We start from the raw sequence: 25,828 nt of genomic DNA on the forward strand, positions 1-25,828 counted from the left end.
GATATCAGCACGCAGCAAGAACCCACGACCGGAGAGAACAATGTTCGTCGATATCGATCATGCATCACTCGAAATGGCAGGCTCGAACGTGCCCGGAGATCAACCCATCTTCATGATCAATCTGCTGCGCTATCGGGATGAGGCCCTGTACTCAGACGAATCCGAGCTTCCGGCCTGTAGCGGCCGCGAAGCCTATTACACGCGCTATGTCCCCGCCTTTCGCAAGGTCGCGATTCCGCTAGGGGTCACGCCGACTTGGCTTGGATCTGTCGGAGCCCTGCTGGTGGCAGCGCAGGGCGAAGCCTGGCACGACGCCGCAATCGTTCGCTACCCGGACTTCGCGACCTTTCGAGCCATCGTCTTGAGCTCCGATTACCGGCGTGAGGCCGAGCCCCATCGCTTGGCCGCGCTCGCCGATTGGCGTCTGATTGCCACGACCGAAGTTCAGGTGCCGGATTGACGTGCAACCGCGCGCATCAAATTGACCGTGTGCGATCGGGTTGCTTCTCCATAAGCCGCCCGGTCGCGCTAGATCGCGCTGATCTCGGAAAGGCAGGCCTGCGTCAGCGTCATGCGGGCCTCGATGTGGCGCGGCTCCTTGCAATCCATGTTGAGCGCGAACACGGTATGTGCCTCGCCCTTCTCGGCCCAACCCACCATCCAGCCGAGCGACGGCTCGCCGCGTTCGGCTCCCAGGAGACCGGACTTGGCGCGAATGACGGCGTCGCCGACCTTGGTCGTCGGCAGGATATCGGCGACGAGATCCTGGCTGCGCTTTGAGATCGGCAGCGCGCGCCGGCGCAGCCGGTCGACGAAATCGACTTGCTCGACCGGATCGATGCGCAAGGCCCCGGTGAGCCAGAACTGGTCGATACCGCCGCCGATGTCGCGATTGCCGTAGTCGAACGCATCGACATATCTTTGCATGCGCTCCTCGCCGATGCGGCGCGCGATCTCCTGATAGACCGGCACCGCGCTTACCGCGATCGCACTGCGCAGCGTATGGTCCTTGTTCCAGGCCTCGATCGGGCGCTTGACACCGTCCCAGGCAAACACGTCCTTGTCGGGGTCAGCGACGACACCGCTCTCGAGCGCAATCAGCGAGTTCGGAATCTTGAAGGTCGAGGCCGGCAACTTGCCCTCACCCGAACGCTCCTTGTCGCTGGCGACGATCAGATAGTCCTCGACCTTGTAGCCGACGAAGGTGCCCGACGTGCCGAGGTCGGTGAAGCGCTTTGCAAGACTATCGCGGATCTCATTGCGGGGCGGCGCGACATGGGCGCACGCGTGTCGCGGCAGGATCGCGGTTGCGGCGAGGAGGCCGAGCGTGGAACGGCGGGTGAGCAAGGGCGGTGTCCGTTTGAAGCAGCGAAGAACCGGTGCGACCATGCAGCCGCTCCATGGTGAAACGATGACAGGTTGTTCTTACCGCCCCCGGCCCGACAGCCGCAGCACGAACACCAGCACCTCGGCGACGGCCTTGTAGAGATCCGGCGGGATCTCGTCGCCGAGCTCGACCTTCGACAGCGCGCCGGCCAGAACCTCGTTCTCCTCGATCGGAATGTCGTGCGCCTTGGCGATCTCGACGATCTTTTCGCCGATCGTCCCCTTGCCCTTGGCGACGACGACGGGCGCGCCAGATCCCTTCTCATAATGCAGCGCGATCGCGAGCTTGGACGGATCGCTCATGTGGCGCGATCCAGGAAGTGGCCGGCGCGGGCCGGCGCCGGTTGCGGCGGCGTACCGTCGCGGACGACGATATCGCCGGGCTTGAGCTCGGCCTTCGTCAAGGCCTGGCTGAGCTCACCGATGCCGGCGCGGAGCTGCTGCGCCGTATCAGGCCGCTCCGCCCACATCCGTACGAAGGTCTTGTCGCCGTTCAGCGTGATCAGCGCATGCACGGGCCCGGCCGGCTCGACATTGAGCGAGAAGCGCGCGCGCCAGGCGCGCTTGGCAAGGTCGTCCGACTCATTGCCGCCATCGCGCGAGATCTCGAACTGCGCCATCGCGGTCCCTTGCGGGGTCGCGAACGGAATTTCGAAATTCCACTGCGGCACGGCCGGATCGATGCGGTGGCCGCTGGCGTCGGTGCGATCGGGGAGCGAGGCAATCTGCAACAACGTCTGCCGTGCGATCGCGGCATCGGTGTCGTCGAGCAGACGATGCACGGTCGCAGCCAGCGGCGTGTCCGGCGCGAGCGACGGCGCGGCGATGGACTGAAGCGCCGGCAGCGCACCGCGGACTGGCGGAGGTGTCGGGTGTGCGGCAGCCTCGAAGAAATGGGCATCCGGCACGGCCTTGTTGGAGCCCGGCACGTTGCCGGTCAGGCGCGGCAGGTTTTGCGTGACCTCCTGCAGCAGGCTCGCGGCAAGGCCGGCAGACATGGTTCGCGACAGCAGGGCTTGCGGATGGTTGCCCGCCACATCGGACAGCACGGCGGCAGCGAGCGCGCCGCGCGGCCCTTGCGCGACTTCCGGCAACGCCGCTTGCGCCGTTTCGCCCGCCAGCGTGGAGGCTGCGATCTGCGTCTTGGCCGCAGTACTCGCCGGCAGCGACGCACCTTGCGCAGTTGCCTGCGCCACTCCCGTCGCAATCGCACCGGAGGTCGATGCCAGGGTCTGGCGCAACACCAGCAGTGCGGCCTTCAAGTCCGGGATCGCGCCGGCGGACGAAGTCGTGCCTGCGGCCAATGATGCCTCGAGAAACAGTCCGGATTTCTGGAACGCGGATTCGATATCGCCGCCGTCGAGGGCGGTATTGAGCGGCGTCTGCTGCGCCAGCACGTCGAGCATGGCATGCTTCAGCCCTGCGGGCAGATTGCTGCTCGTCACGACGGAGGCGAGGTTAGCGAACAGCGGCGCCTGGCTGCCCTGTTTGGTCGCGGCCTCGGCGGAGGCCGTTGCGACGGCGACCTGCTGGGACGGCGTCAGGCTGTTCCGTGCCGCGGCCACCGACGGGGCCAGCGGCGGGCTGTCCACCAGCGAGGCCGCGCGCGGCGTCAGCGTGACCTGGTCGCCCGCCGCCTCGCCTGCCCCGCTCATGACTGCGAGGCGAATGGTGCCGTTGCTCTGCGAGACCGCGAGCTGGAGATTCTGCCCCGGCGTCAGTGCCACCTCCGACATCACGTCCATCGACAGGTTGGCAATCGCGATCCGCACCAGATTGTCGGCGAGCACGCTGACCACCCTGGCATCGACGACACTGCCGGCTTGAAGCACGAGATCCGGCGTCGCCGCATCAGCCGGGCGGCTGGCGGCGTTGACGGGAGCGATGGAGGTGACCGGCGTCGGCATCTCGGCAAGCCCTGGGGGAATGCCGGCGACCGTAACCGCCGCCTCGTAAACCTCTCGTTAAGGGATGGCCGGTTGCTTCACCGCCGCCAGAACCGTCACAGCGGCCTGGAAATCCTTCAGGCGGGCGGCGCGGCGGGCAGCCGCCTCCTCGTCCACGCCCCATTGCTCCACGTTCCAGTCCTCATCGACGTGGGCGGCGGCCCAGACCTGGTCGGCATCGCGCACGCCCTGGTCCAGCGCCAGCGCCAGCAGCGCCGAGCCGGTCAGGGTGGTCACCATGTGGAGCGCGGCGACCGACCAGGGATCGCCGGGCAGCGCGGCCCGTGCGGCCTTCACCGCCTCGTCCGGCTGCTTCACGTGCATGACGCCTTCGGACAGGATGAAATGCGCACCCAGCGTCTGCGCGGCCCAGAACAGCACGGGATCCCAATGCGCAGCCTCGCGGGCGACCAGGCCCTCGGGATGGCCGGCACGATAGAACAGCAGGTCAGACTCGAAATATTTGGCGAGGTCCTCGCTGACGAGGTCGACGCGGTCGACGACGCCCTCGACCACGCTGTTGGCGATGCGCGTCAAAGGCATGGTCACGGGATCGATCGTGTCACCCTGGGCAGCCCATTCCGCGGCGACGCTATCTGCGAGCGCGCGTGTAGGGATCACCACCTGGCGCCCGGACGGCGTGCGGATCGCCTTGCCGTCGAGGGTGATGGCAAAGCCGCCCACCGCATCGGCGACGCCGGCGTCCTTGTAGAAGCGCTTGCGCAGCGGCGTGCGCGCGGACGCCCGCGCCGATTCCTGGGGATCCGGCGCGGGCTGCCTTGCTGCTTCTTCGAACAATTCGCGCATGTCGATTTTTCCGATCCTATCGTCAGACAAAATTACCTGCATCGTCCTGACCCCGCCAGCACGACGAGACGTGCGGTTAGTTCGCGCAGCTGCGCGCATAAGTGCCGCGATCGGCCGGACCCAGTCCTGCGGCTGCAGCGTCATCGAGGCACTTCGTGACGCGATCGCTGAAGGAGTTGCGCGGGAGCGGCTGGTAATCATAGCGCGGCCGCGCGTCGAATTGCGGAACCTTTGGCACCTCGATCTTCGGCGGCGCTGACGGCGCAGGCAGCGGTGGAGCAAGCCGCGCGGCGTCCGGCAACAGATATTGTGTGTGGGCAGGCTGCCCTACGAACAGCGCGGCCAAAAGCACAAAGCAGATCGACACTCGTCCCATGGGGGGCATGTCGTGCGCCTGCCGCCCCTGTTCAACCTCACTATTCTTCCGGCGCGTTCTCGATCGGATCAAATCTGGTCGCGTCCAGGCCCAGCAGGTTCCACGACTGCTGCATATGCGGCGGCAACGGCGCGGTGGCGTCGATCACGCCGCCGCGCGGATGCGGGATGACGATGCGGCGTGCGAGCAGATGCAGCCGGTTCTGCAGGCCGCCCGGCAGCTGCCAGTTCTCGATGTTGAAATATTTGGGATCGCCAACGATGGGATGGCCGATATGGGCCATGTGGGCGCGTAGCTGGTGCGTGCGGCCCGTCACCGGCTTCAGCGACACCCAGGTCAGCTTGTTGCCGGCGGTCTCGACCACGGCGTAGTACGTCACCGCGTGGCTGGCGCCCTCATCGCCATGCTGGGCGATGCGCATGATGGTGTCGTCCTCGCCCTCCTCCTTTGCAAGGAAGGTCGAGATACGGCCCTGCTTCGGCTTCGGCAGGCCCGGCACCAGGGCCCAATAGACCTTTCGCGCCGAGCGCGAGCGGAACGCACCGGTCAGATGCGAGGCGGCAAAGCGCGTCTTGGCGATCAGCAGACACCCCGAGGTCTCGCGATCGATACGGTGGACGAGACGCGGCTTCTGGCCCTTGGCATCGCGCATCACCTCCAGCATCTGATCGATGTGCCGCGTCATGCCCGAGCCGCCCTGCACGGCAAGGCCGGCGGGCTTGTTCAGGACGAGGACGTCGTCGTCCTCCCAGATCGTCATCTCCTTCAGTGCCTTGAGCGTCTTCTGCGCAGCCTCCGAGAGCGGGCCTGCCGCCTTCGGCGCGTCGAGCTTCAGCGGCGGAATACGGACGCTCTGTCCCTCCTCCAGCCGGTCCTTGCTGTCGACGCGCTTGCCGTCGACACGCAGCTCGCCTTTGCGGACGACACGCTGGATGTGAGAGAACGACAGGCCCGGAAAGCGCGCTTCCAGGAAACGGTCAACGCGCATGTTATTCTCGTCGGCCGCGACCGTGACGGTCTGCACCTTGGTCGGCAGCAGCGCCTCGACGGATTTTTCAGGTGCCGGCCGTTCCTGAACCGCCTTGGGCGGACGCCGCTCGGCGCGCTCGCCGACAAAGCGCGGCGGCTTACCGCCGGGCTTGCCGCCCGGACGCGGCCCGGCCTTCTTCGCGCTGCGCACCTGATGCGGCCGCGAATCGTCGCGCTCGTCACGCGAACGCGGCTTTGGGTTCATTCTCTTGATACGGCGGCTCATGGTTGCCTGCGTACCCTAAAAGCGGCCTTCCGTCACGACGAAATGGCCGCTTCTAGCGCGAGTCGCCCCGTTCCTTGCGCAGCTTGGCCCAGTAATCCAGCCGCTTCCTGATCTCGCGCTCGAAACCCCGCTCGGGCGGGTCGTAGAAGGTCTGACGTCCCAGGGCCTCCGGGAAGTAGTCCTGGCCGGAGAAGGCGTCCGGCGCGTCGTGGTCGTATTCGTAACCCGAGCCGTACCCTTCCGACTTCATCAGCTTGGTCGGGGAATTGAGGATGTGCTTTGGCGGCAGCAGCGAGCCGGCCTGCTTCGCTACCTGCATCGCGGTGCCGAAGGCGGTGTAGACCGCGTTCGATTTCGGCGCGGTGGCGAGATAGACCACGGCCTGCGCGATGGCGAGCTCGCCTTCGGGATGGCCGAGGAAGTCGAACGCATCCTTCGCCGCATTGGCGATGACGAGCGCCTGCGGATCGGCCAGGCCGATGTCCTCGACCGCCATGCGCACGACGCGGCGGGCCAGGAACAGCGGGTCCTCGCCGGCGTCCAGCATGCGCGCGAGGTAATACAGCGCCGCATCGGGATCGGAGCCGCGCACCGACTTGTGCAGCGCCGAGATCAGATTGTAATGGCCATCGGCCGACTTGTCGTAAATCGGCGCGCGGCGCTGCAGGATCTCCTGCAGCTGCGCGGCATTGAAAATCTCGTCCGCCCGCGCCGAACGCCAGACCTCTTCGGCCAGCGTCAACGCCGCACGGCCATCGCCGTCGGCCATCCGCACCAGCACCGCGCGCGCCTCCGCATCGAGCGGCAGCTTCCTGCCCTCGACGGCTTCGGCATGCACGAACAGCTTTTCGATCGCGGCGGCATCGAGCGAGCGAAATACCAGCACGCGCGCACGCGAGAGCAACGCCGCGTTGAGCTCGAACGACGGGTTCTCGGTAGTGGCGCCGACCAGGACGACCGTGCCGTCTTCCATCACGGGCAGAAAGGAGTCCTGCTGGGCGCGGTTGAATCTGTGCACCTCATCGACGAACAGCAACGTGCCCTTGCCCATCTCGCGGCGGGCGCGCGCGGCATCGAACGCTTTCTTGAGGTCGGCGACGCCGGAGAACACCGCGGAGATCTGCTCGAAATGCAGATCCGTCGCGTCAGCCAAGAGCCGCGCCACCGTGGTCTTGCCGGTGCCGGGCGGGCCCCAGAACACCAGTGAGCCGAGCGTGCGCGTCTCCAGCATGCGCGTCAGCGCACCGTCCGGGCCGAGGATGTGGTCCTGGCCGACGACCTCCGACAGCGTGCGCGGGCGCAGCCGATCCGGCAGCGGATGCGGAGCATCGTGGTCGAGCCCCGCCGCGGCAAAGAGAGTCGGCGTCTCCGTTGGTCGCTTCGGACTCATCCGCCCAGCGTGACGTTGATCTGCTGGCCGCCGCGCACCAGCGTGATGCGCCAGATCCGCGCCCGTTCACCTGCGGCCTTCTCGAGGTCGCCGGTCTTGCTGATCTTCTGGTTGTTGACGGCCAGGATGATGTCGCCCTTCTGGAAGCCGACACTCGCGGCAGCGGTATCGCCGCCGATATCGGTGATCACGACACCTTCGGTGTCGGCATCCAGACGCAGCTCATCGGCGACGGCCGGCGTGATGGTCGAAACCTTCGCGCCCTGGAACGGCGAGCGCGCGGTGACGACGATCTCGTTGCGTCCGGTGTCGGGCGCCGTCTCCAGCGCCACCGTGAGCTTCACCGACTTGCCGCCACGCTGCACGTCGAGCTGCGCGGTGCCGCCGAGCGGACGGGTTGCGAAGCGATAGTCGAAGGCGTTGGGATCATCCACGGCCTGGCCGTCGATTCCGGTGATGAGGTCGGAGGATTTCAGGCCGGCTTTCGCCGCCGGACCGTTCGACACCACGCTCGCGACCAGCGCACCTGTCGGCGAGCGCAGGCCGAGGCTCTCGGCGATCTCGGGCGTCACCGCCTGCAATTTCGCACCGAGCCAGGGCCGCTTCACCGCCTTGCCGCCGCTCTTGGCGGAGGCGACGACGACGCGCACCATGTTGGCGGGAATCGCAAAGCCGATTCCTTGCGAGCCGCCGGAGCGCGAATAGATCGCGGTGTTGATGCCGGCGAGTCGGCCGCTCATGTCGACCAGCGCGCCGCCGGAATTGCCGGGATTGATCGCCGCATCGGTCTGAATGAAGAACTGATAGTCGGTGATGCCCACTTGCGTGCGCGCCAGCGCCGAGATGATGCCGTGGGTCACGGTCTGGCCGACGCCAAAGGGATTGCCGATGGCAAGAACGACGTCGCCGACCAAGAGTTCATCGGAATTGGTGAAGTCGAGCGTTGGGAACTTCTCCCTGCTGTCCTTCAGGCGCAGCACGGCGAGATCGGTCCTGGAATCCTTGAGCAGGATCTCGGCTTCGAACTCGCGCTTGTCCGACAGCGACACCTTCACCTGGTCGGCGCCCTCGATGACGTGGACGTTGGTGACGACGAGGCCGGAGGCATCGACGATGACGCCGGAGCCGAGCGAGCGCTGCATCTGCTCGGGCTGCTGGCCCGGCACGCCAAAGAAGCGGCGGAAGATCGGATCGTCCAGCAGCGGATTGCGGTTCTGCACCACCTTTGCGGCATAGACGTTGACGACCGCCGGCTGCACCCGCTGCACGATCGGCGCATAGGACATCCGCAGCTCGGCCGGAGACGATGGGACCCGACGGTCCTGCGCCGCAGCCGGATTGAAGGTGGCCGAAAAGGCTACGCACAGCGCCGTGAGGGCGGCAGTCCAGGTCGCTCGAAGCATTCCTACCTCTTGGAAAAGACGCCGGAATATAGGCGCGTTCGCTCCCCAATAGAAGGCCGCCGGGGGGCAATATTCGGCCCCTTCCCAGCCGTGTCCGGCATGCAAGGGTGCCGTGCGAAACGGCAATTTGCCCGGCCGGCGGATTGGCATGATGTGCATCATCTTGCATGGTGGTGTGAAGCGGATTCGGTTGCGGCGAATTTGCATCAGTGGGAACCCACGCAACCGATCGCAGCGTCGCGGGGCAGTCATCGATCACACCTAGGCTCTCCGTTCGCGACTTGGGGAAAACAGTCAAACGATGGAGGCGTCACGTGAGCAAAAAAAGAATTGCGGCCGCAGCGATGGGTCTCGCCGGCGCGCTAGCGGCCTCGCCGGCCCAGGCCCAGTCGGCAAGCAGCAGCGAGCAGGAAATCGCGCTGTTGAAGCAGCAGTTGAAGATGCTCGAGCAGAAGCTCGACAAGCTCCAGAGCCAGACCGCGGCGAACACGGCAGCCGCGGCGAAGGTGAAAGTCGAAGCCAAGGCTGAGGCCAAGGCCGAGGCACGCGCGGAGGCAAAGGCCGCAGTTGCCAATGCCAACGCGGCAATCCCCGTCAAGGGGCCCGCGCCGGCGTCCGGCGTCGTCGTGACGATGCCGAACAACCGGCCGACGATCTGCACCGCCGACCAGGCCAACTGCGTCGCCATCACCAGCCGCCTGCATTGGGACGTCGGCGGCTATGACTATCGTCCCAACACCGCGGCCACCGTGCCGCAAAAGCTCGATAGCGGCCAGAACGTCCGCCGCGCGCGCATCGGCGTCACCGGCAAGTTCTTCAACGACTGGAATTTTGCACTGGTCTACGATTTCGGCGGCTCGTCCGACGGATTTGGCGGCACAGCACCGGGATCGCTTCCGGGCGGCGGCGTCTCCGGGGTCGAGAACGCCTATATCAGCTACACCGGCCTGAAACCGTTCGGCGGCAAGATGGCGATCGAGGCCGGCATCATGGATCTGCCATACACCCTGGATGAAGCCACGAGCTCCAACGACATCATGTTCATGGAGCGCGCCTCGCCCGGCGTGATCGCGACCAACATCGCCGCCGGCGATTTCCGTTCCGCAGCCGGTGCGCGGTGGTTCAACGACCAGCTCTGGATCGGCGGCTATGTCACGGGACCGTCGACCGGTGCGATCCATTCCGCCTCGAGCGCGGCGCCGCCCGGCACCAGCGAGCAATATGGTGCCGTGGCGCGCGTGGCCGGCAATCCGATCAGCACCAAGGACTACTCGGTGCATATCGGCGCCAATGCGCAATGGCTGATCCAGCCGCCGCGCAATCTGATCGCCAACACCCAGACGGTCACCCTCAGCGATCGTCCGGAACTGCGGCTCGACCCGACCACACTGATCTCGACCGGCGCGATCGCCAATGCCGCGGGCGCACAGGTCTATAGCGTCGAGGCGGCGGCGACCTACGGTCCGTTCATCGTCCAGGGCGAGTATTTCTGGTACAATGTCGATCGTACCGCCAACACCGCCGTGCCGCTGACGGGCGCGCCGAGCCTGAAATTCCAGGGCGGCTACGCGCAGGCCGGCTATGTGCTGACCGGCGAAGGCCGCTCCTACAATGCGGCGAACGCGGCTTACAGCGGCGTCAAGCCGGCGCATCCGTTCTCGCTCGACGGCGGTGGCTGGGGCGCTTGGGAAATTGCGGGCCGCTTCTCGACGATCGACCTCAACAATCAGCTGGGAACGACAACCGGCATCGCCGGCGGTCGGCAGACGGTCTATACGCTCGCGCTGAACTGGTACGTCAACGGCAACGTCCGCTTCATGCTAGATTACCTGCACGGCACGGTGTCGCGACAGGCGTCGCCGATCTCGACCGCAGACGTCGGCTCGAAGTTCGATGCCGTCGCGATGCGGACGCAATTCGCGTTCTAAGAACGCGCTCGTTGGGGAGCGGCAGCGTCCGCTCCCCCAACGATCACGCCGCACGTTTCTTCTTCACGACCACCGGCGGCGGCGCACAGGACAGCCGCTCCTGGTGGCTCTCGCCCCAGGCCTTCAGGATGTCGATCACGGGCTTCAGGCTCTCGCCCAGCTCGGACAGGCAATACTCCACCCGCGGCGGCACCTCGGCATAGACCTTGCGGATGACGAGCTTGTCTTCCTCCAGCGCGCGCAGCTGTTTCGTCAGCATGCGCTGGGTGATGCCGGGCATCCGGCGGCGCAATTCGCCGAACCGCTGGGTGCCGCTCTGCAGGTGGTAGAGGATCACGCCCTTCCACTTGCCGTCGATCAGGTCCAGCGTCGCCTCGACCGAACAACCGGGACGACGGGCAAAATTGCGCCGTTTCATGCGTGTTTTTCCCAATAGTATCCAAACAGGGACTATATCCCCGAATTTACAGTACTTGCCAAAACGTGGCCAGGGCGACAGTTAGGGCAGCGGGCGAACAAAGCCATCTGATGGAGACACGCCATGAAAGCCGTCGGCTACAAGAAATCGCTTCCGATCGAGGACGCGGAATCGCTGATCGATTTCGAGACCGCTAAACCCGAACCCAAAGGGCGCGACATCCGTGTCGCCGTGAAGGCGATCTCGGCCAATCCGGTCGACTACAAGGTGCGCAAGCGCGCCGCCCCGCCCGAGGGCGAGACGAAAATCCTTGGCTATGACGCGGCCGGCGTGGTCGATGCCGTCGGCCCCGAAGTGACGCTCTTCAAGCCAGGAGACGAGGTTTTCTACGCCGGCTCGATCTTGCGTCAGGGCACCAATGCCGATTTCCATCTGGTCGACGAGCGCATCGTCGGCAACAAACCGAAGAGCCTGTCGTTCGCGCAAGCCGCCGCTCTTCCCCTCACCTCCATCACCGCCTGGGAGCTGCTGTTCGACCGGCTCGGCGCAGTGCCGGGCAAGAGCGTCGATCCGCGTACTCTCTTGATCACAGGCGGCGCCGGCGGCGTCGGCTCGATCCTGATCCAGCTTGCCCGCCGCCTCACCGGCCTCACGGTGCTCGCCACCGCGACGCGGCCGGAGTCGCAGAAATGGTGCCTCGATCTCGGCGCGCATGCGGTGATCGACCATGGCAAGCCGATGAAGGAGCAGATCGAGAAACTAAAGCTGCCGCCGGTCGCGCTGGTCGCAAGCCTGACCTTCACCGACCAGCACTACAAGGCGATTGCGGAATTCATGGCACCGCAGGGCAAGTTCGGCCTGATCGACGATCCCCCGGAGTTCACGATTGCCGCATTCAAGGGCAAGGCGATCTCGGTGCATTGGGAATCGATGTTCACGCGCTCCTCGTTCCAGACGGCGGACATGATCGCGCAGCATCATCTGCTCAATGATGTGGCCGACCTCATCGACAAGGGCGTGTTGCGCACCACGCTCGACCAGACCTTCGGCACGATCAACGCCGCCAACCTCAAGCGCGCGCACGCGCTGCTGGAGAGCGGCAAGTCGCGCGGCAAGATCGTGCTGGAGGGGTGGTAGGCTTGGCACTCCGCCTGGATTGAGGCATCATGCGTCTGCGGTCCCGGAAAAGAGGGCCGAACCCCGCCCGCCGGGACCAGCAACAAGCAGATTGATGATGACCGAACCATGCGACCTGTCGGCGGTCGCGGCACGCGCGCTGATTGGCCAACGCAAGCTCTCCCCCGTCGAGCTGACGGATAGCTGCATCCGCCGCATCGAAGCGGTCGATCCGGCGGTCAACGCCGTCGTTGCGCGCTCGTTCGAAACCGCGCGCAAGACAGCGCGCGAGCGCGAGGTCGCCGTGATGCGCGGTGAAACCCTCGGCGCCGTGCATGGGCTGCCGCTCGGTGTCAAAGACCTGATCGACGCGGAAGGATTGCCGACCAGCTTCGGCAGCGTGCTGTTCGCGGACAACGTCGCCAGGCAGGACGAGGCCATCGTCGCGATGCTCAAGCGCGAGGGCGCGATCGTCATCGGCAAGACGAATGTGCCGGAATGGGGTGCCGGCGGCAATACGCGCAACGCCGTATATGGCGCGACCGGCAATCCCTTCGATCCCAATCGATCCGCCGCCGGTTCGTCTGGGGGATCGGCGGTCGCACTCGCCACTGGCATGGTGCCGCTCGCGACCGGATCCGATACCGGCGGCTCGGTGCGGAATCCGGCATCCTTTTGCGGCGTGGTCGGCTTCCGGCCCTCGCCCGGACTGATCGCCAGCAACAGCCGCAACATGGCCTGGCTGCAGATCTCGCAGCTCGGGCCGATGGCGAGAACCGTGTCGGACGTTTGCCTGATGCTGTCCTGCATGCTGGATCGTGACGCCCGCGATCCGTTGTCGGCGATCCTTCATGCCGGCGATGCGCCTTCGCCGGCGCTCTATCGCAATCCACCGCGCATCGATCTCTCCGCGCTCCGCATTGCTGCAACCAGCGATTTCGGCTTTGCGCCAACCGAGGGGGCGGTCGCCCGCGCCTTCAAACAGAAGCTCAATTCGTTCGAAACGGTGTTTCGCAAAGTCGAATGGGCTCATCCTGATTGCACCGGCGCAGACGAGGTGTTCAGCATTCTCCGCGCCGTCGCATTCCTCGGCCGCCACCGCGAGCTCGTGGAGAAGCTTCCGGACAAGGTCGGGCCCAACGTTCGCGACAACGTGGCGGAGGGGCTCGGCTATTCGGCTGCCGACGTAGCGCGTGCGCTTTCGATGCAGACCGACCTTTACCGGCGCTGGCAGACCTTCTTCGCGGATCACGAGTTTATTCTCGCGCCTGCGGTCACCATCAGTCCACGGCCGTGGTCGGAGCTCTATCCAGCCGAGATCGACGGCCGGCCGACCAAGAGCTACTTCCACTGGCTCGCGCTCGCCTATGCCGTCACGAATGTCGGCCATCCCACCGTTGCAATCCCCGCCGGGCGCGACGACGCCGGACTGCCGATCGGCATCCAGGTGATCGGTCCGCGCGGCGGCGATCTCGCCACGCTCGCGGTCGCGCGCGAAATCGAAGCGGTGCTCGCCGCCAATCCGGATACCGCCCGCCCCGTTCCCGACATTGCGTGGCTTGCCAGGCAGCCGCCGATTGCGGACAAGCCGGGATTTCTAGCCTTCGATTGAAACGTCAACCGCGGAACAACGACACGATGAAAACAACGTTCCTGACGCTAGCGCTCGCCGCGATCGGCTCGATCAGCGTCAACTCGCTCGCCACCGCGCAATCGACCTATCCCGAGAAATCCCTGCAATTGATCGTCCCGTTCCCGCCGGGCGGAGCCTCGGACGTGGTGGCCCGCATCATCGGCGGCGAGCTCGAAGCCCGGCTCGGCAAGCCCGTGATCATCATGAACCGTCCCGGCGGTGGCACCACGATCGCGGCCAAGGAGGTCGCGCGCGCGGCCCCCGACGGGTACACCCTGTTCTTCAGCTCGAATTCGAGCTTCACCTTGCCGGCCGCCGTGAAGGAGAACGTTCCGTACGATGCGGCCAAGGATTTCGAGCCGCTCGGCCGGGTCGGCAAGATCACCCTTGCGCTGGTCACCTATAAGGACAATGCGGTCAAGGATCTGCCTGCGCTCGTCGCGGAGGCAAAGGCTAGTCCGGACAAGCTGTCGCTGGCCTCCTTCGGCGTCGCGACGGTGTCGCATTTCGCCGGCGAGTTGTTCAAGTCGAACGCCGGAATCAAGATGGTCCACCTGCCCTACAAGGGCAGCGCGCCGGCGATGAACGATCTCATCGGCAAGCACATCCAGTATCATGTCGACACCGTGATCGCCGTGAAGCCGCAGATCGAGGCCGGCGCCGTCAAGGTGATGGCGGTGTTCTCGAGCCAGCGCACACCATTCCTGCCCGACGTACCGACATTGGCAGAGCTCGGCTATCCCGCCATCGACTTCTCGTCATGGGGCGCGGTGGTCGCGCCCAGGGGGCTGCCGCCACCAGTTCGCGACAAGCTCACGGCGACGCTGGAGGAGATCATCAACAACCCCTCCGTCGCGGAGCGCTTCGTCAAGGTCGGCTTCGAGCCCGGCTTCGCACGCTTCGACGACTGGGCCGGTGCGGTGACCAAAGAGACGGCCGAGATGAAGGACATCGCGCAGAAAGCAGGAATCAAAGACGAGTAGCCGGCCGTCTACGGCGTCAATACGCCTTCGACAAACAGCAGCCTGCGCTGCAGCGCGCTCGCGCGCAGCTCCAGGGCCTCAGCATACTCGGCCGAGGCGTACCACTCCTTGAGCCGCGCCATCGTCGGGAACTCCACGATGACGATGGCCTTCGGTGCTGGACCGCCCTCCAGCAGCTCGGCCTCGCCGCCGCGGACGAGATAACGGCCGCCGTACTGCGCGATTGACTTGGCGGCCAAGGCGCGATAGGCCTCGAACGCAGCGGGATCGCGCGCCTCGACCTCGGAGATCACATAGGCGGCCATGCGCATCGCCTCAGGCGATCGTGTTGACGATGCCGCCTTCCGCGCGCAGCGCCGCGCCGTTGGTGGCGGATGCCTGCTTCGAGGCGACATAGACCACCATGTTGGCGATCTCGTCGACGCTCGCGAAGCGCTGCAGCAGCGAGCTGGGGCGATGCTGCCTGACGAAGTTGGCAGCGGCCTCGTCCACCGACTGGCCGTTCTGCCTAGCGAGATCCTTGACGAACGTCTCGACGCCTTCGGACATGGTCGGGCCCGGCAGCACGGAATTGACGGTGACGCCGGTGCCAGCGGTGAGCTGCGCCAGGCCGCGCGCCACGGAAAGCTGGGCCGTCTTGGTCATGCCGTAATGGATCATCTCGACGGGAATGTTGAGCCCAGACTCCGAGGAGATGAAGACGATGCGGCCCCAATTGCGCTTGAGCATGCCTTTCATGTAGGCCCGCGACAGGCGCACGCCGCTCATCACGTTGACCTCGAAGAAGCGGCTCCAGTCCTCATCCGCGATGTCGAAGAAATCCTTGGGCTCGAAGATACCGGCATTGTTGACGAGGATGTCGACCTCGGGCAGCGCCGCAACGAGTGCCTTGCAGCCAGTCGCGGTCGAGACGTCGGCCGCGATCCCGCGGACCTTGGCGCCCGCCCCTTCCAGCTTGCGTACCGCCGCATCGACCTTGTCCTGGCCGCGGCCGTTGATGACGACGCTGGCGCCGGAGGCGGCGAGGCCCTTGGCGATGGCGTGGCCGATGCCGGCGGTCGAGCCGGTCACGAGGGCGGTCTTTCCGGAAAGGTCGATCTTCATGCGATATCTCCATGGATGTGCATGGAGATATCGGGCGCGCTCGGTGGAGGGCAATCGGCGCTCACTCACGCGTGAGTGGCAAGGTGCCCGCGGATCGGCCGAAGGGGTGGCCCAGCACACCGTCTCGCGATGGCAGACGCATGTGGGTTATGCTGAGCGGTTTGCGCTTCGTGCAATCCGCGGCCTACGCAACAAAAAAGCGGCGCCGAAGGCGCCGCTTTTGAAACGTCATGCCGGTCCGGCTTACGCCGCCTCGGCTTCCTTTTCCTGCACCGGACCGGAATCCTGGCCCTTGGCATCGACATCGCGATCGACGAACTCGATCACGGCCATCGCGGCGTTGTCGCCGTAGCGGAAGCCCGCCTTGATGATGCGGGTGTAGCCGCCCTGGCGGTCCTTGTAGCGGGTCGCCAGCGTATCGAACAGCTTCTTGACCATGTCGACGTCGCGCAGCTCGGAGATGGCCTGACGGCGCAGCGACAGGCCGCCCTTCTTGCCGAGAGTGACGAGCTTCTCGACGATCGGGCGAAGCTCCTTGGCCTTGGGCAGCGTGGTGACGATCTGCTCGTGCTTGATCAGCGCGGCCGCCATGTTGGCGAACATCGCCTTGCGGTGCTCGGCCGTGCGGTTGAGCTTCCGATGAACCTTGCCGTGACGCATGTGTGTAGTCCTTACGTTTTAAAACTGCCGCGACGGTTCGTCGGACATGTTGCTCAGGTGGGCTGCCTGCGTTCGCCCAGTGGTGTCATTCCGGACGGCGCGAAGCGGCGATCCGGAATCTCGAGGTTCCGGGTTCGGCTCTGCGAGCCGCCCCGGAACGACGAAAGCTCAGTAGTGATCCTCGAAGCGCTTGGCGAGCTCGTCGATGTTCTCCGGCGGCCAGCCCGGCACTTCCATGCCGAGGTGCAGACCCATCTGAGCCAGCACTTCCTTGATCTCGTTCAGCGACTTGCGGCCGAAGTTCGGAGTGCGGAGCATTTCCGCCTCGCTCTTCTGCACGAGGTCGCCGATGTAGACGATGTTGTCGTTCTTCAGGCAGTTGGCCGAACGCACCGACAGCTCGAGCTCGTCCACCTTCTTGAGGAAAGCCGGGTTGAAGGCGAGGTCCGGAATGATCTCCTGGGCGACTTCCTTGCGCGGCTCTTCGAAGTTGACGAACACGTTGAGCTGATCCTGCAGGATGCGGGCGGCGTAGGCCACCGAGTCATCCGGCGTGATCGCGCCGTTGGTCTCGATCGTCATGGTCAGCTTGTCGTAGTCGAGGATCTGGCCCTCGCGGGTGTTCTCGACCTTGTAGGAGACCTTGCGGACCGGCGAGTACAGGCTGTCGACCGGGATCAGGCCGATCGGCGCGTCCTCGGGACGGTTGCGCTCGGCAGGCACGTAGCCCTTGCCGGTCGAGACCGTGAACTCCATGCGGATCTCGGCGCCCTCGTCGAGCGTGCAGATCTGCAGATCGGGGTTGAGCACGACCACATCGCCGACGGTCTGGATGTCGCCGGCGGTGACGACGCCCGGACCTTGCTTCTTCACGACCATGCGCTTGGGGCCTTCGCCCTGCATCTTGATCGAGATGTCCTTGATGTTGAGCACGATGTCGGTGACGTCCTCACGGACGCCCGCGATCGATGAGAACTCGTGCAGCACGCCGTCGATGTGCACCGACTGCACCGCCGCGCCCTGGAGCGAGGAGAGCAGGATGCGGCGCAGCGCATTGCCGAGGGTCTGGCCGAAGCCACGCTCGAGCGGCTCGGCGACGATGGTCGCGAAACGCGATGGATCGCTGCCGGGCGTGACCTGGAGCTTGTTCGGCCGAATCAGTTCTTGCCAATTTTTCTGGATCGTCACTGTTTCACCCATACAGGCCAGTCAATTTGACGCATCAAATACTGGCGTTGGAGAAAGGCCGCAGATCATCCCCGCGGCTTCTTGCAAAGTCGCCGCGGGCGCCGACGCGCCCGCAGCTTGTCAAAATCAAACGCGCCGACGCTTGCGGGGACGGCAACCGTTGTGCGGGATCGTGGTCACGTCACGGATTGAGGTGACGGTGAAGCCGGCGGCCTGGAGCGCGCGGAGCGCCGATTCGCGGCCCGAACCGGGACCGGCGACCTCGACTTCCAGCGTGCGCATGCCGTGCTCCTGCGCCTTCTTCGACACGTCCTCGGCCGCAACCTGCGCGGCGTACGGGGTCGACTTGCGCGAGCCCTTGAAGCCCATCGTGCCGGCCGAAGACCAGGCGATCGTGTTGCCCTGTGCGTCGGTGATGGTGATGGTCGTGTTGTTGAACGACGAGTTCACATGCGCGACGCCGGAGGCGATGTTCTTGCGCTCACGACGACGAACGCGGGTGGCTTCCTTGCCCATTGAGTCCCTTTCCTGAAGATCTCAAACACCGCCGTAATGCCAGCGGCTACACCTGTGGAACGAAAAGCGCGTGGCGAACGGGCCTCCCCGCATCGCCACACGCCGCGATTGGATTCGAAAACTTACTTCTTCTTGCCGGCGATGGCCTTGGCCGGACCCTTGCGCGTGCGCGCATTGGTGTGGGTCCGCTGACCGCGCACCGGCAGACCACGACGATGACGCAGGCCGCGATAGCAGCCGAGGTCCATCAGACGCTTGATGTTGATGCCGACCTCACGACGCAGGTCGCCCTCGACGAGATAGTCGCGGTCGATGACTTCGCGGATCTGGAGCACTTCGGCGTCGCTGAGCTGATTGACGCGACGGTCCTCGGGGATCTTCACCTTCTCCATAATGTCACCGGCGATCTTCGGGCCGATGCCATGGATGTACTGGAGCGCGATCAGCACGCGCTTGTTGGTGGGAATGTTCACGCCGGCAATACGGGCCACGGCCTTCTCTCCTGTTGCCGATCCCTCGTCAGGAATCGGGCTTTAAGTGCTTGCTTTCTCGGGCAGGTGTTCACAAACGCGAACACGACGCCCACCCCCGGTCTTCCTGGGGCCCGGCATCGTCTGAAACTATCCGACTTGGATGCGGGGCTTATTAGGGGATTCCGGGGGCTTTCGTCAACCGCTGCTAGCGTTTGGCTCGCTTTTTCGTGACCTTTTTTGCTGCCTTTTTGGCCCCCTTTTTGAGGGTCTTCTTGGCGGTCTTCTTGGCTGCTTTTTTGACGGTTTTCTTGGTGCCTTTCTTGGTGCCTTTCTTGGTGGCTTTCTTGGCCTTTTTGGCGGTTTTGGCCGATTTCGCCCCCTTTTTGGCCGTCTTCGCCGGCTTTGCGGCCGCCTTCTTCCCTGCCTTGGCCTTTTTGGCCGGCACCGCCTTGGCGGCGCTCCGGGCATGCGTCTTGGGCTCGACCGCCCCCAGAGCCAGGAGCTGGCGGTGGATGGCGCGGGTGACCTCGTCGATGGCCATCATGCCATCGATGGTCGAGAGCTTCCGCCGCTCGGAATAGTAGTGAATCAGCGGTTCCGTCTGGCTGCGATAGCTGGCCAGCCGCTTGGTCAGGACCTCCGGGGTGTCGTCGAGCCGGACCTCCTCGCCGCGCTCCCGCATCTGGGCAACGCGGGTCTCGACGCGGCTCAAGAGCGCGCTCTCATTGACCCGGAGCTCGATCACGGCGTCGAGCTTGAGATGCTTGCGCTTGAGCAGCTCGTCCAGCGCCTCGGCCTGCGGCACGGTGCGGGGGAAACCGTCGAGGATGAAACCGTTCTTGGCGTCAGGCTGGTCGATGCGGTCGGAAATGATTCCCACCACGACGTCATCGGGCACGAGGCCGCCGCTGGCCATGATCTCCTTGGCCTTCAGCCCGACCGGGGTGCCGGCCGCAACCGCGGCACGCAGCATCTCGCCGGTCGAGAGCTGGACGATGCCATAGCGCTGCACCAGGAGCTGGGCCTGAGTCCCCTTGCCCGACCCAGGCGGTCCCAGAAGTATAATTCTCATCGGCGTACGCCCCCCGGCTTGGTGAGCGATACGTCGCGCACCTGTGTTTGAAGATCGAGAATAGTGCAAACCACAATCAGCGCCGCACCACCACCCATATCATAGGAGAGCGAACGGGCGGACGCCAAGAAGGCTTTGAAATCAGGGATTGCGCGCACCGAGAGCCGCTCTGCGGATGCTGCCGACCGCCCCGCCGACAGCGGTGACGGTCGCCGCACTCTGCTCGCACCGCGATTCGGCGGGGCATTGGCGCCCTCCGCGGACACGCTAGCGGCGGCGGCCGCGCAGCTTGGACTTGCGGATCAGACCTTCATACTGGTGCGCCAGCAGATAGCCCTGCACCTGCGCCACCGTGTCCATGGTGACGCTGACGACGATCAGCAGCGAGGTGCCGCCGAAATAGAACGGCACCGAGGCGTAGGAGATCAGGATTTCCGGGATCAAGCAGACGATGGCGAGGTAGATCGCACCCAGCACAGTGATGCGCGACAGCACGTAGTCGATGTATTCCGCTGTGCGTTCGCCCGGGCGAATGCCCGGAATAAAGCCGCCGTGCTTCTTCAGATTGTCCGCGGTCTCGGTCGGGTTGAACACGATCGCGGTGTAGAAGAAGGCGAAGAACACGATCAGCGCCAGATACATGATCAGAAACAGCGGACGGCCATGGCCGAGCTGGGTGGTGATCCACTGGAACCATTCCGGCCCGCTGCCCGTGTTGAAGTTCGCAACCGTCGTCGGCAAGAGGAGCAGCGAGGATGCGAAGATCGGCGGGATCACGCCTGAGGTGTTGAGCTTGAGCGGCAGATGCGAAGACTGACCCTCGAACATCTTGTTGCCGACCTGGCGCTTCGGATACTGGATCAGAAGCCGGCGCTGCGCGCGCTCCATGAAGACGATGAAGGCGATCACGACGACGGCCATGATGATGACGACCAGGATCAGGCCGGTCGACATCGCGCCCTGACGGCCGAGCTCGAGCATGCCGGCGAGCGCCGCGGGCAACTCAGCGACGATGCCGGCGAGAATGATCAGCGAAATGCCGTTGCCGATGCCGCGCGAGGTGATCTGCTCGCCGAGCCACATCAGGAACATGGTGCCGCCGGTCAGCGTGATCGCCGTGGACAGGCGGAAGAACATGCCGGGTTCGCTGACGACGTTGCCGGCGCCTTCGAGGCCCACGGCGATGCCGTAGGACTGGAATGCGGCCAGGATGACGGTCAGATAGCGGGTGTACTGGTTCAGCGTCTTGCGGCCGGCCTCACCTTCCTTCTTCAAGGCCTCGAGCTGCGGCGAGACGGTGGTGAGGAGCTGGATGATGATCGAGGCCGAGATGTACGGCATGATGTTCAGCGCGAAGATCGCCATACGGTGGATGCCGCCGCCGGCGAACATGTTGAACATGCCGAGGATGCCGCCCGCCTGCGAGCGGAACACCTGCTCCCAGATGTTGGGATCGATGCCCGGCAGCGGGATGTAGGTCCCGAGCCGATAAACGAGCAGCGCACCCAGGGTGAACCAGATGCGCTTCTTCAGTTCGTCGGCCTTGGCAAACGCGCCGAAATTGAGATTGGCTGCCAGTTGTTCCGCTGCAGAGACCATCTTGGACTTTCTCCCGCCGCCTGTTGCGCCGTCATGCCCGCGGCCGGGCTAGTTTAGCGGACGCCGGACATTATCTGGGGCTCGGCTTCGATAAGTCCACGTCCCGCATGCGTAAAGGCCCGCGCGCCGCGGGCCAAATGACGCAGTTGTTACGCCGCCTCGCCTTCTTCCTTGGGCTGGGCGAGGATCTTCACCGAGCCGCCGGCCTTCTCGACCGCCGCGATCGCGGTCTTGCTGGCGCCGTGCACTTCGATGTTGAGCTTGGACTTGAGCTCGCCTCGGCCGAGCAGCCGCAGGCCGGCCTTGGCGCGGCGCAGCACGCCGCCCTTCACCAGGGCCTCGACGTTGACGACGCTGCCGGCGTCGATCTTTTTGGCGTCGACCGCTTCCTGGAGCCGGTCGAGATTGATCTCGGCGAACTCGACGCGGAAGATGTTGTTGAAGCCGCGCTTGGGCAGACGGCGATGCATCGGCATCTGGCCGCCTTCGAAACCCTTGATGCGCACGCCCGAGCGCGCGGTCTGGCCCTTGCCGCCGCGACCGGACTGCTTGCCCTTGCCGGAACCGATGCCGCGGCCGACGCGCATACGCTTCTTGCGCGAGCCGGCGTTGTCGGCGATATCGCTGAGCTTCATCGCCCTTCTCCTTGTGTCTTGCGCACGATCTTCACCGAAAACCGCTTCCCGCTTTCCGGGACCGTGCGCCTTTGCTTACTTCTCGTCGATGATGCGGACGAGATGGTGAACCTTCTCGATCATGCCGCGGACCGCCGGGGTATCCGGCAGTTCGCTGGTGCGGCCGATCTTGTTGAGCTTGAGCCCGATCAGGGTCGAGCGCTGCGAGTGATGGCGGCGGATCGCGCTGCCGGTCTGCTCGACCTTGATCGTCTTTGCGGCCTTGGCCATGGGAGTCTACTCCGAAAAGCTTCCGTTAGTCGGCGGCCGCCTCGGCATCGCCGCCGATACGACGGGACTGGAGGGTGGACACCTTGATGTTGCGGCGGGCTGCGACCGAACGCGGCGAATCCTGGTGCTTCAGCGCGTCGAAGGTCGCGCGCACCATGTTGTACGGGTTCGACGAGCCGATCGACTTCGCCACCACGTCCTGGACGCCGAGCGTCTCGAACACGGCGCGCATCGGGCCGCCGGCGATGATGCCGGTACCGGCCGGAGCTGCACGCAGATAGACGCGGCCCGCGCCATGACGGCCGGCGATGTCGTGATGGAGCGTGCGGCCCTCGCGCAGCGACACCCGCGTCAGGTTGCGCTTGGCGGACTCGGTCGCCTTGCGGATCGCCTCGGGCACTTCGCGCGCCTTGCCGTGACCGAAGCCGGCGCGGCCCTTCTGGTCGCCGATCACGACCAGCGCTGCGAAACCGAAGCGTTTGCCGCCCTTGACGACCTTGGCCACGCGGTTGATGTGGACGAGCTTGTCGACGAACTCGCTGTCGCGCTCCTCGCGCTCCCTGCGTTCACGTCCGCCGCCGCGTTGATCGCGTCCACCACGTTGTTCGCGTTCAGCTGCCATGGTTTTTCCAATCCTTCAGAGGCTTACGCCCCAATCCTCAAATTCTGTTAGAAGCTCAGCCCACTCTCACGCGCCGCGTCGGCCAGAGCCTTGACGCGCCCGTGATAGAGATAGCTGCCGCGATCGAACACGACTTCCTTGACGCCCTTCTCGGCGGCGCGCTCGGCCAGCAACTTGCCGACCGCCTTCGCCGCATCGATATCGGCACCGGTCTTGCCGCCGTCGCGCATCGACTTCTCGAGCGACGAGGCAGAGGCCAGCGTTTCGCCCTTCAGGTCATCGATGACCTGGGCGTAGATGTGCTTGGACGAGCGGAATACCGACAGGCGCGGACGGCCGCCGGCGGAGCGGCGCAGCTTCAGCCGCACACTCCGCTTGCGCCGGGCATTCGTAACCTTGGCTTTCGACATGACCGGCTCCGTTACTTCTTCTTGCCTTCCTTGCGGAAGATGAATTCGCCCACATACTTCACGCCCTTGCCCTTGTAGGGCTCCGGCGGACGATAGGAGCGGATCTCGGCGGCGACCTGGCCGACGCGCTGGACGTCGCTGCCCGCCACCGTGATCTCGGTCGGCTTCGGCACGGTGATCGTGATCCCCTCGGGGATCGGATAGATCACGTCATGGCTGTAGCCGAGCGCGAGCTGCAGGTTCTTGCCCTGCATCGCGGCGCGATAGCCGACGCCGGTGATCTCGAGCTTCTTCTCGAAACCCTTGGTGACGCCTTCGACCAGATTCGCGACCTGGGCGCGAGCGGTGCCGTACAGCGCCCGCGCGCGGTTGGTCTCGGTCCGCGGCTTGACCTTGACCTGGCCGTTCTCGAGCTTCACCTCGACGTCGTCGTGGACGACGAACTGAAGCTGGCCCTTCGGCCCCTTCATCTTGACGGTCTGGCCGTCGATGGTCGCGGTAACGCCCGACGGCACCGTCACAGGCTTTTTGCCAACACGTGACATGGATCGAAAATCCTTCTCAGAACACCGTGAAGAGGACTTCACCGCCCACATTCGCGTCGCGCGCGCTGTGGTCGGCCATGATCCCCTTCGGCGTCGACAACACCGAAATGCCGAGACCGTTATTCACCCGCGGCAGGTTCTTCACCGAGGCATAGACTCTGCGCCCGGGCTTGGAAACGCGCTCAATCTCGCGAATGACGGGCTCGCCGTCGAAATACTTCAGCTCGATCTCGATCTCGCTGCGGCCCGAGGAGTGCTCGAGCGTGGCGTAACCGCGGATGTAGCCCTCGGCCTTCAGAACCTCGAGCACGTTCTCGCGCATCTTCGAGCCGGGCGTGGAGACCTTGGTCTTCGAACGCATCTGCGCGTTGCGGATACGGGTGATCAGATCGCTGATTGGATCGTGCGTAGACATCTAAACGACCCTCCTTACCAGCTGGACTTCACGAGGCCAGGGACCATGCCCTTGGAGCCAAGCTCGCGCAGCGCGATACGGGACAGCTTGTTCTTGCGATAGTTCGAGCGCGGACGGCCCGACAGCTCGCAGCGCATACGGATGCGGGTCGCCGACGAGTTGCGCGGCATTTCCGCCAGCTTCAGGGTCGCGGCGAACCGCTCCTCCATCGGCAGCGTCTTGTCGGCGATGATCGCCTTCAACCGCTCGCGCTTGGCGGCGGCGTTCTTCACCATCCGCTTGCGCCGGTTGTTCTTCTCGACTGAACTCTTCTTTGCCATGCTTGGCTCCTGGGTATCCGCGTTTGAGAGGCTCTAAGTCAGCGTCTCACTGCCGGAACGGGAAATTGAAAGCGGTCAACAAGGCCCTCGCCTCTTCGTCGGTCTTGGCCGTGGTGCAGACGGTGATGTCCATACCGCGGGCTTCCGTGACCTTGTCGAAGTCGATCTCGGGGAAAATGATGTGCTCCTTGATGCCGAGCGAGTAGTTGCCGCGGCCGTCGAAGCTCTTCGGGTTCAGGCCGCGGAAGTCGCGCACGCGCGGCAGCGCGACGTTCACCAGCCGATCGATGAACTCGTACATGCGGGCCTTGCGCAGCGTGACCTTGCAGCCGATCGGCTGGTTCTCACGCAGCTTAAAGGTCGCGATCGCGATACGCGAATAGGTGACGATCGCCTTCTGGCCGGCGATCTGGGTCAATTCGGCAGCGGCGGTCTCGGCCTTCTTGCGGTCGTTGACGGAATCGCCAACGCCCATGTTCAGCACGACCTTGTCCAGGCGCGGAACCTGCATGACGTTCTCGTAACCGAACTTCTCGGTCAGAGCCGTGCGGATCTTCGCGTCATATTCCGCGCGCAGGCGCGGCGTGTAAGCGGCCTCAGCCATCGATCTCAGCTCCCGAGCTCTTGGCGATGCGGACCTTCTTGCCGTCCGCCAGAATCTTGAATCCGACGCGGGTCGGCTTTCCGTCCTTGCCGACATACGCGATGTTGGACAGGTGGATCGGCGCCTCTTTCGAGATGATGCCGCCCTCCTGGGCCTGCGTCTGCTTCTGGTGACGCTTGACCATGTTGATGCCGCGCACCAGCGCGGTCCCGGCGTCGGGGCGAACCTCGAACACTTCGCCGGTGCGGCCCTTGTCGCGGCCGGTCAGCACGACGACCTTGTCGCCCTTGCGGATCTTCGCAGCCATCACAGCACCTCCGGCGCGAGCGAGATGATCTTCATGTGGTTCTTGGCGCGCAGCTCGCGCGGCACGGGCCCGAAAATACGGGTGCCAACCGGCTCGGACTGGTTGTTGATCAGCACGGCGGCGTTGCGGTCGAAGCGGATGACCGAGCCGTCGGCGCGGCGGATGTCCTTGCGGACGCGCACCACGACGGCCTTCATCACGTCGCCCTTCTTCACCTTGCCACGCGGAATGGCTTCCTTGATCGACACGACGATGATGTCGCCGATCGTGGCGTAGCGGCGCTTGGAGCCCCCGAGCACCTTGATACACATGACACGGCGTGCGCCAGAATTGTCGGCCACGTCGAGGTTGGTCTGCATCTGAATCATTGATGCACCTCGTCCTCTTTCTCTTTGCGCCAGCCCAGCCGGCGCTCAACATTTCCCTGAAGTCAGTCGGCTAAAGCCA

The 25,828-nt window shown here is 64.9% G+C and carries 32 protein-coding genes; 5 read left to right on the forward strand and 27 right to left on the reverse strand.

Features of this window, described 5'->3' with window-relative positions; all coding sequences use genetic code 11:
* Positions 1–40: 40 nt before the first annotated feature.
* The gene (locus tag HZZ16_RS07475; protein WP_197947867.1) at positions 41–460 is read left to right on the forward strand and encodes a DUF1330 domain-containing protein; all 420 of its coding nucleotides are present in this window, start codon (positions 41–43) and stop codon (positions 458–460) included.
* Between the two features lie 68 nt (positions 461–528).
* Here the strand turns inward: HZZ16_RS07475 and blaOXA are convergent, their stop codons facing one another.
* From blaOXA to HZZ16_RS07515, 8 genes are all read right to left on the reverse strand, one after another.
* A complete protein-coding gene (gene blaOXA / locus HZZ16_RS07480; protein WP_376707555.1) occupies positions 529–1,389 on the reverse strand; it encodes a class D beta-lactamase in 861 nt (286 codons plus the stop codon).
* Between the two features lie 36 nt (positions 1,390–1,425).
* The gene (locus tag HZZ16_RS07485; protein WP_025036968.1) at positions 1,426–1,689 is read right to left on the reverse strand and encodes an EscU/YscU/HrcU family type III secretion system export apparatus switch protein; all 264 of its coding nucleotides are present in this window, start codon (positions 1,687–1,689) and stop codon (positions 1,426–1,428) included.
* Positions 1,686–3,293 carry a flagellar hook-length control protein FliK gene (fliK, locus tag HZZ16_RS07490; protein WP_197947868.1) on the reverse strand — a complete coding sequence of 536 codons (1,608 nt, stop codon included), beginning with the start codon at positions 3,291–3,293 and terminating at the stop codon, positions 1,686–1,688. Before fliK ends, HZZ16_RS07485 begins: the two co-directional genes overlap by 4 nt.
* A 57-nt stretch (positions 3,294–3,350) precedes the next feature.
* On the reverse strand, positions 3,351–4,139 hold the full coding sequence (locus tag HZZ16_RS07495) for an ATP12 family chaperone protein (protein WP_197947869.1): 789 nt from the start codon (positions 4,137–4,139) through the stop codon (positions 3,351–3,353).
* A gap of 76 nt (positions 4,140–4,215) precedes the next feature.
* Positions 4,216–4,515, reverse strand: a complete 300-nt coding sequence (locus HZZ16_RS07500; protein ID WP_197947870.1) for a hypothetical protein — start codon at positions 4,513–4,515, stop codon at positions 4,216–4,218.
* 40 nt (positions 4,516–4,555) lie between these two features.
* Positions 4,556–5,770 carry an RluA family pseudouridine synthase gene (locus tag HZZ16_RS07505; RefSeq protein WP_197947871.1) on the reverse strand — a complete coding sequence of 405 codons (1,215 nt, stop codon included), beginning with the start codon at positions 5,768–5,770 and terminating at the stop codon, positions 4,556–4,558.
* A 52-nt stretch (positions 5,771–5,822) separates the two neighbouring features.
* The gene (locus tag HZZ16_RS07510; RefSeq protein WP_197947872.1) at positions 5,823–7,160 is read right to left on the reverse strand and encodes a replication-associated recombination protein A; all 1,338 of its coding nucleotides are present in this window, start codon (positions 7,158–7,160) and stop codon (positions 5,823–5,825) included.
* Positions 7,157–8,563, reverse strand: a complete 1,407-nt coding sequence (locus HZZ16_RS07515) for a DegQ family serine endoprotease (RefSeq protein ID WP_197947873.1) — start codon at positions 8,561–8,563, stop codon at positions 7,157–7,159. The genes HZZ16_RS07510 and HZZ16_RS07515 overlap by 4 nt, the downstream gene beginning before the upstream one ends.
* 314 nt (positions 8,564–8,877) lie before the next feature.
* Between HZZ16_RS07515 and HZZ16_RS07520 the strand changes: the two genes are divergently transcribed.
* The gene (locus HZZ16_RS07520) at positions 8,878–10,491 is read left to right on the forward strand and encodes an OprO/OprP family phosphate-selective porin (RefSeq protein ID WP_197947874.1); all 1,614 of its coding nucleotides are present in this window, start codon (positions 8,878–8,880) and stop codon (positions 10,489–10,491) included.
* A gap of 43 nt (positions 10,492–10,534) precedes the next feature.
* On the opposite strand, the gene HZZ16_RS07525 is transcribed toward HZZ16_RS07520, so the two are convergent.
* Positions 10,535–10,909, reverse strand: a complete 375-nt coding sequence (locus HZZ16_RS07525) for a winged helix-turn-helix transcriptional regulator (RefSeq protein ID WP_035709603.1) — start codon at positions 10,907–10,909, stop codon at positions 10,535–10,537.
* Between the two features lie 123 nt (positions 10,910–11,032).
* Between HZZ16_RS07525 and HZZ16_RS07530 the strand changes: the two genes are divergently transcribed.
* From HZZ16_RS07530 to HZZ16_RS07540, 3 genes are all read left to right on the forward strand, one after another.
* Positions 11,033–12,046: a zinc-binding alcohol dehydrogenase family protein gene (locus HZZ16_RS07530; RefSeq protein ID WP_197947875.1), complete on the forward strand. Its 1,014-nt coding sequence runs from the start codon at positions 11,033–11,035 to the stop codon at positions 12,044–12,046.
* A gap of 97 nt (positions 12,047–12,143) precedes the next feature.
* Positions 12,144–13,637 carry an amidase gene (locus HZZ16_RS07535; RefSeq protein ID WP_197947876.1) on the forward strand — a complete coding sequence of 498 codons (1,494 nt, stop codon included), beginning with the start codon at positions 12,144–12,146 and terminating at the stop codon, positions 13,635–13,637.
* Between the two features lie 26 nt (positions 13,638–13,663).
* Positions 13,664–14,641, forward strand: a complete 978-nt coding sequence (locus HZZ16_RS07540; protein ID WP_197947877.1) for a Bug family tripartite tricarboxylate transporter substrate binding protein — start codon at positions 13,664–13,666, stop codon at positions 14,639–14,641.
* 8 nt (positions 14,642–14,649) lie between these two features.
* Here the strand turns inward: HZZ16_RS07540 and HZZ16_RS07545 are convergent, their stop codons facing one another.
* From HZZ16_RS07545 to rplN, 18 genes are all read right to left on the reverse strand, one after another.
* Complete coding sequence (locus tag HZZ16_RS07545) at positions 14,650–14,946, reverse strand: DUF1330 domain-containing protein (RefSeq protein WP_197947878.1); 297 nt, start codon at positions 14,944–14,946, stop codon at positions 14,650–14,652.
* Between the two features lie 10 nt (positions 14,947–14,956).
* Positions 14,957–15,745, reverse strand: coding sequence for an SDR family NAD(P)-dependent oxidoreductase (locus HZZ16_RS07550; protein WP_197947879.1), 789 nt, complete (start codon positions 15,743–15,745; stop codon positions 14,957–14,959).
* A gap of 243 nt (positions 15,746–15,988) precedes the next feature.
* Positions 15,989–16,405, reverse strand: a complete 417-nt coding sequence (gene rplQ, locus HZZ16_RS07555; protein WP_025036979.1) for a 50S ribosomal protein L17 — start codon at positions 16,403–16,405, stop codon at positions 15,989–15,991.
* A 168-nt stretch (positions 16,406–16,573) separates the two neighbouring features.
* The gene (locus HZZ16_RS07560; protein ID WP_029674561.1) at positions 16,574–17,605 is read right to left on the reverse strand and encodes a DNA-directed RNA polymerase subunit alpha; all 1,032 of its coding nucleotides are present in this window, start codon (positions 17,603–17,605) and stop codon (positions 16,574–16,576) included.
* Positions 17,606–17,719: 114 nt separating this feature from the next.
* A complete protein-coding gene (rpsK, locus tag HZZ16_RS07565; protein WP_007603045.1) occupies positions 17,720–18,109 on the reverse strand; it encodes a 30S ribosomal protein S11 in 390 nt (129 codons plus the stop codon).
* Between the two features lie 122 nt (positions 18,110–18,231).
* Positions 18,232–18,600 (reverse strand): 30S ribosomal protein S13, encoded by a 369-nt coding sequence (gene rpsM, locus HZZ16_RS07570; RefSeq protein WP_027574068.1) that lies wholly within the window; start codon positions 18,598–18,600, stop codon positions 18,232–18,234.
* A gap of 187 nt (positions 18,601–18,787) precedes the next feature.
* Positions 18,788–19,654 (reverse strand): adenylate kinase, encoded by an 867-nt coding sequence (locus HZZ16_RS07575; protein WP_197947880.1) that lies wholly within the window; start codon positions 19,652–19,654, stop codon positions 18,788–18,790.
* 267 nt (positions 19,655–19,921) lie between these two features.
* Entirely contained in the window at positions 19,922–21,253 is a 1,332-nt protein-coding gene (gene secY / locus HZZ16_RS07580; RefSeq protein WP_157280554.1) for a preprotein translocase subunit SecY, read from the reverse strand.
* 149 nt (positions 21,254–21,402) lie between these two features.
* Positions 21,403–21,888 carry a 50S ribosomal protein L15 gene (rplO, locus tag HZZ16_RS07585; RefSeq protein ID WP_025036983.1) on the reverse strand — a complete coding sequence of 162 codons (486 nt, stop codon included), beginning with the start codon at positions 21,886–21,888 and terminating at the stop codon, positions 21,403–21,405.
* A 75-nt stretch (positions 21,889–21,963) separates the two neighbouring features.
* On the reverse strand, positions 21,964–22,158 hold the full coding sequence (gene rpmD / locus HZZ16_RS07590) for a 50S ribosomal protein L30 (protein ID WP_025036984.1): 195 nt from the start codon (positions 22,156–22,158) through the stop codon (positions 21,964–21,966).
* A 25-nt stretch (positions 22,159–22,183) separates the two neighbouring features.
* Entirely contained in the window at positions 22,184–22,780 is a 597-nt protein-coding gene (rpsE, locus tag HZZ16_RS07595) for a 30S ribosomal protein S5 (protein WP_014494507.1), read from the reverse strand.
* A 47-nt stretch (positions 22,781–22,827) separates the two neighbouring features.
* Positions 22,828–23,190 carry a 50S ribosomal protein L18 gene (gene rplR, locus HZZ16_RS07600; protein ID WP_024342458.1) on the reverse strand — a complete coding sequence of 121 codons (363 nt, stop codon included), beginning with the start codon at positions 23,188–23,190 and terminating at the stop codon, positions 22,828–22,830.
* Positions 23,191–23,201: 11 nt separating this feature from the next.
* The gene (gene rplF / locus HZZ16_RS07605; protein WP_197947881.1) at positions 23,202–23,735 is read right to left on the reverse strand and encodes a 50S ribosomal protein L6; all 534 of its coding nucleotides are present in this window, start codon (positions 23,733–23,735) and stop codon (positions 23,202–23,204) included.
* A 16-nt stretch (positions 23,736–23,751) separates the two neighbouring features.
* Positions 23,752–24,150 carry a 30S ribosomal protein S8 gene (gene rpsH / locus HZZ16_RS07610; RefSeq protein WP_024342456.1) on the reverse strand — a complete coding sequence of 133 codons (399 nt, stop codon included), beginning with the start codon at positions 24,148–24,150 and terminating at the stop codon, positions 23,752–23,754.
* Between the two features lie 14 nt (positions 24,151–24,164).
* Positions 24,165–24,470: a 30S ribosomal protein S14 gene (gene rpsN / locus HZZ16_RS07615; protein WP_100234744.1), complete on the reverse strand. Its 306-nt coding sequence runs from the start codon at positions 24,468–24,470 to the stop codon at positions 24,165–24,167.
* A gap of 46 nt (positions 24,471–24,516) precedes the next feature.
* Positions 24,517–25,074: a 50S ribosomal protein L5 gene (gene rplE / locus HZZ16_RS07620; RefSeq protein ID WP_025036988.1), complete on the reverse strand. Its 558-nt coding sequence runs from the start codon at positions 25,072–25,074 to the stop codon at positions 24,517–24,519.
* Complete coding sequence (rplX, locus tag HZZ16_RS07625) at positions 25,067–25,381, reverse strand: 50S ribosomal protein L24 (RefSeq protein WP_197947882.1); 315 nt, start codon at positions 25,379–25,381, stop codon at positions 25,067–25,069. The genes rplE and rplX overlap by 8 nt, the downstream gene beginning before the upstream one ends.
* Positions 25,381–25,749: a 50S ribosomal protein L14 gene (gene rplN / locus HZZ16_RS07630; RefSeq protein ID WP_007603030.1), complete on the reverse strand. Its 369-nt coding sequence runs from the start codon at positions 25,747–25,749 to the stop codon at positions 25,381–25,383. The genes rplX and rplN overlap by 1 nt, the downstream gene beginning before the upstream one ends.
* Between the last annotated feature and the right edge of the window lie 79 nt (positions 25,750–25,828).

The organism is Bradyrhizobium glycinis (assembly GCF_016031655.1).
In the GTDB taxonomy this organism is placed as follows: Bacteria; Pseudomonadota; Alphaproteobacteria; order Rhizobiales; family Xanthobacteraceae; genus Bradyrhizobium; species Bradyrhizobium glycinis.

What these genes read in the sequence shown, in the direction of transcription:
- HZZ16_RS07485 (WP_025036968.1), bottom strand. Translation starts at nt 1,689, where the DNA reads ATGAGCGATCCGTCCAAGCTCGCGATCGCGCTGCATTATGAGAAGGGA.
- HZZ16_RS07535 (WP_197947876.1), top strand. Translation starts at nt 12,144, where the DNA reads ATGACCGAACCATGCGACCTGTCGGCGGTCGCGGCACGCGCGCTGATT.
- HZZ16_RS07500 (WP_197947870.1), bottom strand. Translation starts at nt 4,515, where the DNA reads ATGGGACGAGTGTCGATCTGCTTTGTGCTTTTGGCCGCGCTGTTCGTA.
- rpsK (WP_007603045.1), bottom strand. Translation starts at nt 18,109, where the DNA reads ATGGGCAAGGAAGCCACCCGCGTTCGTCGTCGTGAGCGCAAGAACATC.
- rplQ (WP_025036979.1), bottom strand. Translation starts at nt 16,405, where the DNA reads ATGCGTCACGGCAAGGTTCATCGGAAGCTCAACCGCACGGCCGAGCAC.
- HZZ16_RS07560 (WP_029674561.1), bottom strand. Translation starts at nt 17,605, where the DNA reads ATGGGTGAAACAGTGACGATCCAGAAAAATTGGCAAGAACTGATTCGG.
- HZZ16_RS07505 (WP_197947871.1), bottom strand. Translation starts at nt 5,770, where the DNA reads ATGAGCCGCCGTATCAAGAGAATGAACCCAAAGCCGCGTTCGCGTGAC.
- HZZ16_RS07530 (WP_197947875.1), top strand. Translation starts at nt 11,033, where the DNA reads ATGAAAGCCGTCGGCTACAAGAAATCGCTTCCGATCGAGGACGCGGAA.
- rplN (WP_007603030.1), bottom strand. Translation starts at nt 25,749, where the DNA reads ATGATTCAGATGCAGACCAACCTCGACGTGGCCGACAATTCTGGCGCA.
- HZZ16_RS07540 (WP_197947877.1), top strand. Translation starts at nt 13,664, where the DNA reads ATGAAAACAACGTTCCTGACGCTAGCGCTCGCCGCGATCGGCTCGATC.
- rpsE (WP_014494507.1), bottom strand. Translation starts at nt 22,780, where the DNA reads ATGGCAGCTGAACGCGAACAACGTGGTGGACGCGATCAACGCGGCGGC.
- rplO (WP_025036983.1), bottom strand. Translation starts at nt 21,888, where the DNA reads ATGAAGCTCAGCGATATCGCCGACAACGCCGGCTCGCGCAAGAAGCGT.
- rplF (WP_197947881.1), bottom strand. Translation starts at nt 23,735, where the DNA reads ATGTCACGTGTTGGCAAAAAGCCTGTGACGGTGCCGTCGGGCGTTACC.
- rpsH (WP_024342456.1), bottom strand. Translation starts at nt 24,150, where the DNA reads ATGTCTACGCACGATCCAATCAGCGATCTGATCACCCGTATCCGCAAC.
- HZZ16_RS07545 (WP_197947878.1), bottom strand. Translation starts at nt 14,946, where the DNA reads ATGGCCGCCTATGTGATCTCCGAGGTCGAGGCGCGCGATCCCGCTGCG.
- HZZ16_RS07475 (WP_197947867.1), top strand. Translation starts at nt 41, where the DNA reads ATGTTCGTCGATATCGATCATGCATCACTCGAAATGGCAGGCTCGAAC.
- HZZ16_RS07550 (WP_197947879.1), bottom strand. Translation starts at nt 15,745, where the DNA reads ATGAAGATCGACCTTTCCGGAAAGACCGCCCTCGTGACCGGCTCGACC.
- blaOXA (WP_376707555.1), bottom strand. Translation starts at nt 1,389, where the DNA reads ATGGTCGCACCGGTTCTTCGCTGCTTCAAACGGACACCGCCCTTGCTC.
- rplE (WP_025036988.1), bottom strand. Translation starts at nt 25,074, where the DNA reads ATGGCTGAGGCCGCTTACACGCCGCGCCTGCGCGCGGAATATGACGCG.
- rplX (WP_197947882.1), bottom strand. Translation starts at nt 25,381, where the DNA reads ATGGCTGCGAAGATCCGCAAGGGCGACAAGGTCGTCGTGCTGACCGGC.
- HZZ16_RS07575 (WP_197947880.1), bottom strand. Translation starts at nt 19,654, where the DNA reads ATGAGAATTATACTTCTGGGACCGCCTGGGTCGGGCAAGGGGACTCAG.
- rpsN (WP_100234744.1), bottom strand. Translation starts at nt 24,470, where the DNA reads ATGGCAAAGAAGAGTTCAGTCGAGAAGAACAACCGGCGCAAGCGGATG.
- HZZ16_RS07515 (WP_197947873.1), bottom strand. Translation starts at nt 8,563, where the DNA reads ATGCTTCGAGCGACCTGGACTGCCGCCCTCACGGCGCTGTGCGTAGCC.
- secY (WP_157280554.1), bottom strand. Translation starts at nt 21,253, where the DNA reads ATGGTCTCTGCAGCGGAACAACTGGCAGCCAATCTCAATTTCGGCGCG.
- HZZ16_RS07510 (WP_197947872.1), bottom strand. Translation starts at nt 7,160, where the DNA reads ATGAGTCCGAAGCGACCAACGGAGACGCCGACTCTCTTTGCCGCGGCG.
- HZZ16_RS07525 (WP_035709603.1), bottom strand. Translation starts at nt 10,909, where the DNA reads ATGAAACGGCGCAATTTTGCCCGTCGTCCCGGTTGTTCGGTCGAGGCG.
- rpmD (WP_025036984.1), bottom strand. Translation starts at nt 22,158, where the DNA reads ATGGCCAAGGCCGCAAAGACGATCAAGGTCGAGCAGACCGGCAGCGCG.
- fliK (WP_197947868.1), bottom strand. Translation starts at nt 3,293, where the DNA reads ATGCCGACGCCGGTCACCTCCATCGCTCCCGTCAACGCCGCCAGCCGC.
- rplR (WP_024342458.1), bottom strand. Translation starts at nt 23,190, where the DNA reads ATGTCGAAAGCCAAGGTTACGAATGCCCGGCGCAAGCGGAGTGTGCGG.
- HZZ16_RS07495 (WP_197947869.1), bottom strand. Translation starts at nt 4,139, where the DNA reads ATGCGCGAATTGTTCGAAGAAGCAGCAAGGCAGCCCGCGCCGGATCCC.